Here is a 10,209-nt window from a genome sequence, read left to right as displayed (position 1 = left end):
TTGAGCGTCTATTCCGGCGCTTGAAGGGGTTTCGGCGTATATTCTCTCGCTTCGAGAAGCTTGATGTGATGTTCATCGGATTCATCAACTTCGCGCTAATAGTTGACGGACTGAAGATGTGTTAACACGCCCTAGCCGAAAGTGCGAAGAGAAACGGCAAAAGCGCTTTGCGGTTGAAGCCGCCCGCATGCATTTTCTGGGAGCGGCGTCTTCAGCGCGAAGGGTTTGTTGCTATGCCATTGCAGCGATTCAATGGGCTGCAAACAGGGTGGTGTTGCCTGTGGGGCTCTGTGTGGCAGGCTCGTCTGCCGTCGTGGCCTGCTCGTAAAGTGCTGTCATGTGTTCGAGATTGGCCCGCACGCGGTTCTTCATGAGCTCCACCATGGCCTGCAGTTCGGCTTTCTGGGGTTCGCCGAAGGAGGTGAGCAGGGCGCTGGCCGTCTGGCTGATCTGCTCGATTTCGGCGAATCCGCATGACTGCTGAGGCACCCAGGTTTCGAGAAAGCTCGACAGCTTGACCACGCGTCTGGGCAGCAGGGCGATCTGCGGAACCGCATAGGTCAGGGCGGTGATGGCGCCGTGCAGGCTGGTGCCGCAGTAGAGTCTGCTGGTGGCGATGCAGCGGATGATGTCCTGAATGTGCCCGCTGTTGACGCGGTAGGCGCGTTCGCCCAGCAGGCCCTGCAGCTTGTCCAGTGGCTCGTCGTCGGAGTGGCCGGGGGCCTTGCCAATGGTCAGCAGGGCGATCTTCAGGCCGGTGCTCGCGCTGAGTTCGGTCAGTTGCCGGGCGATGGCCTCGATGCGCCGCTTGGCATGGTGATCGGAGATATGGAAGACGATATGGCCCGGCTCGCTCGGTTCCGGCTGCTGGGGAAAAATATCGGAGATCAGCACAGCGCTATCCGGCACCAGATTGTGTTCGACGCCCAGCTTGTCCAGCTCGGCGGAGGTTTCACGGTCGCGCACCGAGACGTAGGTGCAGTCCTTGAGGTTGCGTTCGATCGCCGCGTGGATCAGCGGCTTCTTGCGGCTGATTTCGTTGCCGCCAACGCTGTTGTACATCACCTGGTAGCCCGGCAGCTCACGCTCGCCCAGCACCAGCGGCAGGTCGGACGGGATCGAGGTGAAGGCGCGGCTCATGCGGATGAACTGACGGTGGCCGATCAGGTAGGGGCTTGCCTTGATCGGGTAGTAGATGGCCTGTGGCGCCAGGTAGCCGATGATGCTTTCCCACTGTGCGGTCAGGCATTCGCCGCCGGCCACGATGAGCAGGGTCTTGTCCTGTTGACGTGTCGCCTCCAGCGCTTTTTTCAGCGCGATGGTCGGCAAGGCGCCGTAACTGGAGAGGTCTGATTGCTTGGTCGCTGCGATCAGCACGCGGAAACGACCATCGGCTTCCAGGTAGTGCTTGAGGACGATGGCAAAGAGCAGGTCGCCGTAGTTGTGTCTGTCGTAGGCGCCGTAGGCGATCACATTCGTCTTGTCGCCTGGTTTGTGCGACGACCCGTCGATCCGGTCGATCATGGTTGCGAACTCCTTTCGATTTTCTTGAACTGCAGATAGAGCAGGGCATTTTTCAGGGCCAACGCCACGGCGGTGGCGAAACAGGCGCCGTTGACGCCATAGCGCGGGATCAGGATCAGGTTCAGGGCCAGGTTGAGCACACAGGCGGCGATATTGTTGTGCAGGTACTGGCGATGGTGCCCGGTCATGGTCATGAAGATGCCCAGCGGTCCGGCGGCCAGGACGAAGAAGTAGCCGGTGGCCAGGATCAGCAGCGCGAAGGCGCCCTGTTCACGGTATTGGTCGCCGAATACGGCGAGGATGTAGTCGTGCAACAGGCCAATGGCGAGCAGGATCAGCACGGCCAGGGCCAGCATGAAGCGCGAGTATTTTCTGACGACGGCGAAGGCGCCGGCCCGGTCGTGGTGCGCCCAGCGCCGGGAAATGTCCGGTGCGATGGTGCCGTTGATGATGAACAGCAGGGTGGTGGAGAGGGCGGCGATCTTGGCGGCGATGTAATAGATGCTGACTTCGCCCGCCGAACGCAGCATGCCGAGCAGCAGGGTATCGGACAGCTCGATCACGCTGTTCATGACCGCAATCAGCATCAGCGGAGTGCCCAGCACAAGCATGTCACGCCAGCCGATGCGCGCCTGCGGGTCGGCCACCGGCAGGCTCAGTCGCGCGCGGCAGGTCGAGCCCAGTGTCGCCAGTGCATAGCTGGCAGCGAAGCAGGCCACCACGGTGGTCAGCTCGCTGCCCAGCAGGGCGATCAGCAGCAGCGTCAGGGTCGGCTGGAAAACAGTTTGCCAGAACAGACCTTCGCCGGTCCTGTGTCGGGCCTTGAGGGTTTCGCTGGCAATATTGGTCAGCGACAGGCCCAGTGCGGCGACTGCGAACAGCACGGCGGCGGCTGTAACGTCAGCCTGGGTGCTGGGGGCAAAATTCACCACCAGCAGCCCGATGAGAATCGTCGGGATGTTCGCCAGCAGGGCGAGGGTCATGGCGCGGTCGAGATAGCCGCGTTGCTGCTCGTCGCGCAGCGATGAGATGTTTTTCAGGCAGGCCACATCCAGGCCCAGCCGCGAAGCCAGCGAGGCAAAGGTGGCCAGTGCGATGCAGAAGAACAGCAGGCCGGCCAGATCGGGCACCAGCAGGCGTGCCAACAGAATGTTCAGGCCGAGCGCGGCCCCCGCTCCGCTGCCTTTGGTGACGACCAGTCGGGCGTATTTAAGCAGGCCGGTTTTCATGGCGGACTGTGGGGCATCCGCAGCACAGGCTGATTTCAGTGTCATTAAGAGGGTCCCGTGTCGTCCGTGGCCGATTGAATCGGGGACTCCATCCAGAGCGTGCGTGCGGCGGAAAGTTCCGGGAGACGCATCGGCAGGATTGCCGTTATGGTTGTGCAGGCGACACGCCGGGGCGCTTGAGACGAACTCTTGTATGGGCTGATCGTCACACGTGTGTCGGTTTCGATTAACAATGGGGGTATGCAATGGCATTGCTGGATACGCGGGGCATTGGCAGTTTCGAGCTGCTGAAACGCACCTTGAAGGATTTCAGCAAGGACGACATGACCACCTATGCATCGGCGTTGGCCTACCGGGCGATCTTCTCGCTGTTCCCCTTCCTGCTGTTCCTGATCGCAATGTTGGGAGTGCTCGATCTGCAGGAGTTCTTCAACTGGCTGCGTGAACAGGTATCGCTGGTGCTGCCGCCCGATGCGCTCAATCTGGTCAACCCGGTGATCGACCAGATGCAGACTCAGAAAAGCGGCCTGTTGTCGGTCGGTATTCTCGTGGCGCTATGGTCGGCGTCAATCGGCATTCGCTCGCTGATGAATGCCATGAACAAGGCCTACGGTGTCGAGGAAGGGCGTCCGGCCTGGAAGCTGATGCTGCTCTCGGTGCTTTACACCATTGGCCTGGCGATCATTCTGCTGTTGGCGGCGGGGTTGATGATCCTCGGCCCACAGGTGATGGAGTGGCTTGCCGAGCAGGTGGGGCTCAAGGATATCGTGGTCACGCTCTGGACCTGGCTGCGCTGGCCAGTGATCGTGATCCTGATGATGCTGGTGGTGGCCGTTCTGTATTACGTCACTCCGGATGTGGAGCAGGAGTTCCGCTTTATCACTCCGGGCTCGGTGCTGTCTGTGATCGTCTGGATCGCGGCGTCGGTGGGTTTTGGCATCTACGTGGGCAACTTCGGCAACTACGATGCGACCTACGGCAGTATCGGGGCGGTCATCGTGCTGCTGCTCTATTTCTATATTTCGGCAGCGGTGTTGCTGCTTGGTGCGGAGATGAATGCGGTGATCGAACATGCCTCGGTCGAGGGCAAGGAAGAAGGTGACAAGCGCCTCGATGATGCGGGCAGTGACCGTTCCTCGGACAAGTGAAACTAACTGCCTGTCGGCTCGCTCAACATGGAGTAACCCATGCAGAACGAGAGGAAATCAATATGAGCAGCACTACCGACAAGATGAAAGGCAACCTCAACGAAGCCGCCGGCAAGGCCAAGCAGGGCCTGGGCGAGGCGACCGACAACGAGCGCATGAAAAACGAAGGCCAGCGTCAGGAAATCAAAGGGGACGCGCAACAGGTGAAGGGCAACGTGAAAGATGCCGTGAAGAAGGGCGTCGATAAGGCCTGACCGACCTGTAAAAACAAAAATGCCCGCCTTGTGAGAGGCGGGCATTTTTCGTTCAGCTGTGCATCGTTGCTGAACAGGGTCGTTGAAAAACGCAGGTAGTTTTTCAGCGGTCTGTTAGCGCTCCAGATACTGCAATTTATCCTTCACACCGTCCCATTCTTCGGCGTCCGGCAGCGAGTCCTTCTTCTCGGTAATGTTCGGCCAGACTTCGGCCAGGTCGGCGTTCAGCTCGATGTACTCCTGCTGGTCGTCCGGCACCTCGTCCTCGGAGAAGATCGCCTGGGCGGGGCATTCCGGCTCGCACAGCGCGCAGTCGATGCACTCGTCCGGGTGGATGACCAGGAAGTTCGGGCCTTCGTAGAAACAGTCCACCGGACAGACTTCTACGCAATCGGTGTATTTGCACTTGATGCAGTTGTCGGTGACGACGAAGGTCATTTCTATTATCTCCTCAGGCGTTTCGGGTGGCGTGGCAGTGACGCCCCCGGTTCGGCAGGCTTGGGCGGCACCAGGCAAATGCCGCTCATATCCAAAAATGCGCGCGATTCTAGCAGCTTTTTACGGCCCGTCAGATTTGCGTTTTCAGCTGGTATAGCAGTTCCAGAGCCTGACGCGGCGTCAAGTCATCGGGTTGGACCTTGCCCAGCGCCTCGATGACCGGGTGCGGCAGGCTGGCAAACAGGTCGTTCTGCAAGGGCAGTGCGGGTTGGCCAGGGGCCATTTTCGGCATTTCATGGGGCAGGCTGGTGGTTTCCAGGCGCGACAGATGGTCGCGGGCACGCTGGATCACCTCGCCCGGCACGCCGGCCAGTTGCGCCACCGCCAGGCCGTAGCTCTGGCTGGCCGGGCCGGGCAGCACATGGTGCAGGAAGACGATGCGCTCGTTGTGCTCGGTGGCTGACAGGTGCACGTTGGCCACCACCGGCTCGCTTTCCGGCAGTACGGTCAGCTCGAAGTAGTGCGTGGCGAACAGCGTGAAGGCGCGCAGCTTGGCCAGGTGCTCGGCGGCGGCCCAGGCCAGCGACAGGCCGTCGAAGGTGCTGGTGCCACGCCCCACCTCGTCCATCAGCACCAGGCTGCGGTCGCTGGCGTTGTGCAGAATGTTGGCGGTTTCGCTCATCTCCACCATGAAGGTGGAGCGTCCACCGGCGAGGTCATCGCTGGAGCCGATGCGGGTGAAGATGCGGTCCACCAGCGACAGCTCGCAGGCCGCCGCCGGGACGAAGCTGCCGATCTGCGCCAGCAGCACGATCAAGGCGGTCTGGCGCATGTAGGTGGATTTACCGCCCATGTTCGGCCCGGTGATCACCAACATGCGGGTCTCGTCGTCGAGGCTCAGGTCGTTGGCGACGAAGGGCGTGGTCAGCACCTGCTCGACCACCGGATGGCGGCCCTGCTCGATGCGCAGGCAAGGCTGCTCGACGAAGCGCGGGCGGTTCAGGTCGAGGGTCAGCGCGCGTTCGGCGAGGTTGCTCAGCACGTCCAGCTCGGCCAGCGCCGCGGCGGAGTTTTGCAGGGGCGCCAGGTGGCCGATCAGCAGTTCCAGCAATTCTTCATAGAGCTGCTTTTCACGGGCCAGGGCGCGGCTCTTGGCCGACAGTGCCTTGTCTTCGAACTCCTTGAGCTCCGGCGTGATGAAGCGCTCGGCGCCCTTGAGCGTCTGCCGGCGGATGTAGTCGGCCGGCGCGGATTCGGCCTGTTTGCTCGGCAGCTCGATGAAGTAGCCGTGCACGCGGTTGTAGCCGACCTTGAGGTTGACCAGGCCGGTGCGTGCCTTCTCGCGCGTCTCCAGGTCCATCAGGTACTGGCCGGCGTTTTCGGAGAGCGACTGCAGTTCGTCCAGCTCGGCGTCGTAGCCGGTCTTCAATACGCCGCCGTCGCGGATCACCGCCGGCGGATTGTCGATGATCGCCTTGGCCAGCAGATCGGCCAGTTCGGGATAGGTGCGGATGCTCGCGGCCAGTTCGATCAGGTGCGGTGCGACCAGCTCCTGCATGCCCGCCTGTAGCTGCGGCAGGGCGGCGAGGGCGTCGCGCAGCCGTGCCAGGTCACGCGGGCGGGCGTTGCGCAGGCCGATGCGGGCGAGGATGCGCTCTAGGTCGCCGATGTCCTTGAGCTGCGGCTGGATCTGCTCGAAGCGGTAGTGCTCCAGCAGGCAGGTGATGGAGTCCTGGCGCGCTTCCAGCACCTGGCGGTCGCGCAGTGGGCGGTTCAGCCAGCGGCTCAGCAGGCGTGAACCCATGGCGGTCTGGCAGCGATCCACCACCGATTGCAGGGTGTTGTCGCGGCCGCCACCGAGGTTGATGTCCAGCTCCAGGTTGCGCCGGGTGGCACCGTCGAGCACCACGCTGTCGTCGAGCCGCTCATAGTGCAGGCTACGCAGATGGTGCAGGGCGGTGCGCTGGGTTTCCTTGGCATAGGTCAGCAGGCAACCGGCGGCGCCGATGGCCAGGGTCAGCTTCTCGCAACCGAAGCCTTTCAGATCCTGGGTCGCGAACTGCTGGCAGAGGCCCTTGAAGGCGCTGTCGCGGTCGAAATCCCAGGGCGCACGGCGGCGCACGCCACGGCGTTTTTCCAGCGGCAGGCCGGCGGGCCAGTCGTCGGGGATCATCAGTTCGGCGGGGTTCAGGCGCTCGACTTCGGCCAGCAGGGTTTCCCAACCGCCGAATTCCTGCACCGTGAAACGACCGCTGGTGATGTCCAGCACCGAGAGTCCGAAGAGTCTTTCATCGCCGACCACGGCGGCCAGCAAATTGTCGCGATGCTCGTCGAGCAGTGCTTCGTCGCTCACCGTGCCGGGGGTGATGATGCGCACCACCTGACGCTCCACCGGGCCCTTGCTGGTAGCCGGATCGCCGATCTGCTCGCAGATCACCACCGATTCGCCGAGCTTCACCAGTCGGCTTAGATAGCCTTCGGCGGAATGAAAGGGAATCCCGGCCATGGGAATAGCATTGCCACCCGACTGGCCGCGCGCGGTGAGGGTGATGTCCAGCAACTTGGCAGCCTTCTTGGCGTCCTCGTAGAACAACTCGTAGAAGTCGCCCATGCGGTAGAACATCAGCTGATCCGGATGCTCGCGCTTGAGCTTCCAGTATTGCTGCATCATCGGGGTGTGTTTGGACAGGTCTTGAACGTCTTTGGTCATCGGTTTTCTGGGCTGAGACGGTGGGGCAGGCCGGGCTGGATCGAGACCGTACGGGGCATGGAAGGCAATGTGCTTCAGCCTCCGGTCGATCATCCGCCCTGGGCAGCCGGTGGGGCTGCCGGCTGCCTGATGGTGGGCGAAGGTTAACACGGGCTATCGCCAGCCAGCAGCCGAAGCCGTCTCCTTGGGGCAAAAGTGGCGACCATGAATCGGACTGACGGGCGCCACCTTTTCCCCCTGCGTCGTTCGAATGCCAGGAGGCCACTGGCGGCCTCGTCGGAGGTGAACCATGCAAGACGAACGCGACCCGAACGATCCGAAATCCCAGGAGCCCTTGCCCGGCGATCCGGACGGCGCCAGCATCGACGATGCTCCCATGTCGGAGCCGGATAATGGCGAGCTGACCGACGAGGACGTCGATATGTTCGAAGACGACCCGGACATCCCGCGGGTATGACGGACTTCCGAACCGGTGAACGGCCCCGCTTCGGCGGGGCTCGTTTTTTCTCGAAGCTCGTAGTTGTTCGCACGGCTGTGCGTCTTTTCCTACTGGGGTAGGCTGTGCCTCTTTCAATGCCGTCGAGGAACTGCGATGAACCCGATCGAAGCACTGGCCGCCGACCTGGGCCGTGCGCTGCAGCTTGCTGGTGCGCACGTCACCACCGCCGAATCCTGTACTGGTGGCGGTATCGCCGAAGCCATCACGCGCATCGCCGGTAGCTCGGCCTGGTTCGAGGCGGGCTTCGTCACCTATTCCAATGAGCAGAAGACACGCCAGCTGGGCGTGCCTGCGCCGTTGTTCGAGCAGGTCGGTGCGGTGAGTCGGGAAGTGGTCGAGGCCATGGCACGTGGCGCGCAACGAGGCAGCGGCGCGCGCTTTGCCGTCGCGGTCAGCGGCGTGGCCGGGCCGGGCGGCGGCTCGCCGGAGAAGCCGGTGGGCAGCGTGTGGCTGGCCTGGGCGGCGGGCGATCAGCTGTTTGCCCGGCGCTTCCAGTTCGCCGGCGACCGTCAGGCAGTGCGTGAGCAGAGCGTGGAGGCGGCGCTCGTCGGTTTGATCAGCCTGGTCAATGGAGAAAATCCCGTTCAGGGCTAGGCGATCAAATTTGCCTATGCTCTAATACTGTCTACTTATACAGTTGTTGCGGCCTCTGGCCCTCTTGATCAAGTGAGGATTGTAATGGACGAGAACAAGAAGCGTGCCTTGGCCGCTGCCCTGGGCCAGATCGAAAAGCAGTTCGGCAAAGGCGCGGTCATGCGCATGGGCGATCATGATCGCCAGGCGATCCCTTCCATTTCCACCGGCTCCCTGGGGCTGGATATCGCTCTCGGCATAGGCGGTCTGCCAAAAGGCCGGATCGTCGAGATCTACGGCCCGGAATCCTCGGGCAAGACCACGCTGACTCTGTCGGTGATCGCCGAAGCGCAGAAGATGGGCGCGACCTGCGCATTCGTCGATGCCGAACACGCGCTGGACCCCGATTACGCCGGCAAACTGGGCGTCAATGTCGATGACCTGCTGGTGTCGCAGCCCGATACGGGCGAGCAGGCGCTGGAAATCACCGACATGCTGGTGCGCTCCAATGCAGTGGACGTGATCATCGTCGACTCCGTGGCGGCGCTGGTGCCCAAGGCGGAAATCGAAGGCGAGATGGGCGATACTCACGTCGGCCTGCAGGCCCGTCTTATGTCCCAGGCGCTGCGCAAGATCACCGGCAACATCAAGAACGCCAACTGCCTGGTGATCTTCATCAACCAGATCCGCATGAAGATCGGTGTGATGTTCGGCAGCCCGGAAACCACCACCGGCGGTAACGCGCTGAAGTTCTACGCTTCGGTCCGCCTGGACATCCGCCGTACCGGCGCGGTGAAGGAAGGCGACGAAGTGGTGGGCAGCGAAACCCGCGTCAAGGTGGTCAAGAACAAAGTGGCCCCGCCGTTCCGCCAGGCCGAGTTCCAGATCCTCTACGGCAAGGGTATCTACCGCAACGGCGAAGTCATCGATCTCGGCGTGCAGCAGGGCCTTGTCGAGAAATCCGGTGCCTGGTACGCCTACAAGGGCAGCAAGATCGGTCAGGGCAAGGCCAATGCGGCCAAATATCTGGAAGAAAATCCCGAGATCGGTCGCGAAATCGAACAGCAGATCCGCGACAAGCTGCTGGTGACTTCGGCCAATACCAAGGCCAACCCGGTGGCCGAAGACCTGGCTGACGCCGACATCTGAGCCCATGGCTGTCGTGCTGGATAACCCCACCGCCGTGCGTCGGGCTGCAATGGATTTGCTGGCTCGACGCGAGCACGGGCGTCTTGAACTGTCACGCAAGCTGCGCCAGCGCGGCGCACCGGCTGAGTTGATCGAATCGGCTCTGGATCGACTTGCCGAGGAAGGGTTGCTCAGCGAAGCGCGCTATCTGGAAAGCTTCATCCGCATGCGCGCCAATGCCGGCTATGGCCCCTTGCGCATTCGTGAAGAGTTGTCCCAGCGTGGTCTGCCTCGTGAGGATATCGAGCAGGCCTTGCGAGACAGTGGTTTCGACTGGGGTGAGCAATTGCGTGCCGTCTGGCAGCGCAAGTTCGCTGGCGAGCTGCCGACCGATCCCAAGGAAAGAGCCAGGCAGGGCCGGTTTCTCAGCTATCGCGGCTATTCCCTGGACATGATCGGTCGAGTGTTGCGTGGTGGCTCGGCGGAGTCCTGATGTGGCGGGGCATTGAAGATATCTGCGCTGGCGCAAGCTTCCTCTCGTTATCGTCGTTCCGGCAGGCGTAGCACTGCCCAACCCGGTAGCAGCAGGCCATGCCTGTGAAACGTTTGGCCATATCCCGGTTAGCTGTTGCGAGCATTTGAGGTGTGAGGCGACTTCTGTGGGAGCGGCCTTGGCCGCGAATGAAGCCACTCCGATGCTCGGGAA

Annotated in this window: 10 protein-coding genes and 1 pseudogene; 7 read left to right on the top strand and 4 right to left on the bottom strand. The window is 62.2% G+C overall.

Annotated elements, in window-relative coordinates; all coding sequences use genetic code 11:
- Positions 1-125: pseudogene (locus G7020_RS08270) on the top strand (IS5/IS1182 family transposase); the annotation flags it as partial.
- 124 nt (positions 126-249) lie between these two features.
- On the opposite strand, the gene G7020_RS08265 reads toward G7020_RS08270, so the two are convergent.
- Both G7020_RS08265 and G7020_RS08260 read right to left on the bottom strand, forming a co-directional pair.
- The gene (locus G7020_RS08265; RefSeq protein ID WP_181083603.1) at positions 250-1,524 is read right to left on the bottom strand and encodes a polysaccharide pyruvyl transferase family protein; all 1,275 of its coding nucleotides are present in this window, start codon (positions 1,522-1,524) and stop codon (positions 250-252) included.
- Complete coding sequence (locus G7020_RS08260; RefSeq protein ID WP_258189277.1) at positions 1,521-2,798, bottom strand: lipopolysaccharide biosynthesis protein; 1,278 nt, start codon at positions 2,796-2,798, stop codon at positions 1,521-1,523. Before G7020_RS08260 ends, G7020_RS08265 begins: the two co-directional genes overlap by 4 nt.
- A gap of 200 nt (positions 2,799-2,998) precedes the next feature.
- Here G7020_RS08260 and G7020_RS08255 point away from each other — a divergent pair, with 200 nt between their 5' ends.
- Positions 2,999-3,901: a YihY/virulence factor BrkB family protein gene (locus tag G7020_RS08255; RefSeq protein ID WP_181083601.1), complete on the top strand. Its 903-nt coding sequence runs from the start codon at positions 2,999-3,001 to the stop codon at positions 3,899-3,901.
- A 62-nt stretch (positions 3,902-3,963) separates the two neighbouring features.
- Positions 3,964-4,155 carry a CsbD family protein gene (locus tag G7020_RS08250; protein ID WP_181083600.1) on the top strand — a complete coding sequence of 64 codons (192 nt, stop codon included), beginning with the start codon at positions 3,964-3,966 and terminating at the stop codon, positions 4,153-4,155.
- A gap of 114 nt (positions 4,156-4,269) precedes the next feature.
- Here the strand turns inward: G7020_RS08250 and fdxA are convergent, their stop codons facing one another.
- The gene (gene fdxA, locus G7020_RS08245; protein ID WP_181083598.1) at positions 4,270-4,593 is read right to left on the bottom strand and encodes a ferredoxin FdxA; all 324 of its coding nucleotides are present in this window, start codon (positions 4,591-4,593) and stop codon (positions 4,270-4,272) included.
- Between the two features lie 130 nt (positions 4,594-4,723).
- Positions 4,724-7,303, bottom strand: coding sequence for a DNA mismatch repair protein MutS (gene mutS / locus G7020_RS08240; protein WP_181083596.1), 2,580 nt, complete (start codon positions 7,301-7,303; stop codon positions 4,724-4,726).
- 289 nt (positions 7,304-7,592) lie between these two features.
- Between mutS and G7020_RS08235 the strand changes: the two genes are divergently transcribed.
- From G7020_RS08235 to recX, 4 genes are all read left to right on the top strand, one after another.
- Entirely contained in the window at positions 7,593-7,760 is a 168-nt protein-coding gene (locus G7020_RS08235; RefSeq protein ID WP_158601297.1) for a hypothetical protein, read from the top strand.
- 135 nt (positions 7,761-7,895) lie between these two features.
- Positions 7,896-8,396 (top strand): CinA family protein, encoded by a 501-nt coding sequence (locus G7020_RS08230; protein ID WP_181083593.1) that lies wholly within the window; start codon positions 7,896-7,898, stop codon positions 8,394-8,396.
- Between the two features lie 84 nt (positions 8,397-8,480).
- Positions 8,481-9,524, top strand: a complete 1,044-nt coding sequence (recA, locus tag G7020_RS08225) for a recombinase RecA (protein ID WP_181083591.1) — start codon at positions 8,481-8,483, stop codon at positions 9,522-9,524.
- 4 nt (positions 9,525-9,528) lie between these two features.
- Positions 9,529-9,996 carry a recombination regulator RecX gene (gene recX / locus G7020_RS08220; RefSeq protein ID WP_181083590.1) on the top strand — a complete coding sequence of 156 codons (468 nt, stop codon included), beginning with the start codon at positions 9,529-9,531 and terminating at the stop codon, positions 9,994-9,996.
- Positions 9,997-10,209 lie beyond the last annotated feature (213 nt).

Source organism: Stutzerimonas stutzeri (assembly GCF_013522825.1).
In the GTDB taxonomy this organism is placed as follows: domain Bacteria; phylum Pseudomonadota; class Gammaproteobacteria; order Pseudomonadales; family Pseudomonadaceae; genus Stutzerimonas; species Stutzerimonas stutzeri_AK.
This window is presented reverse-complemented; position numbering and strand designations above follow the sequence as displayed.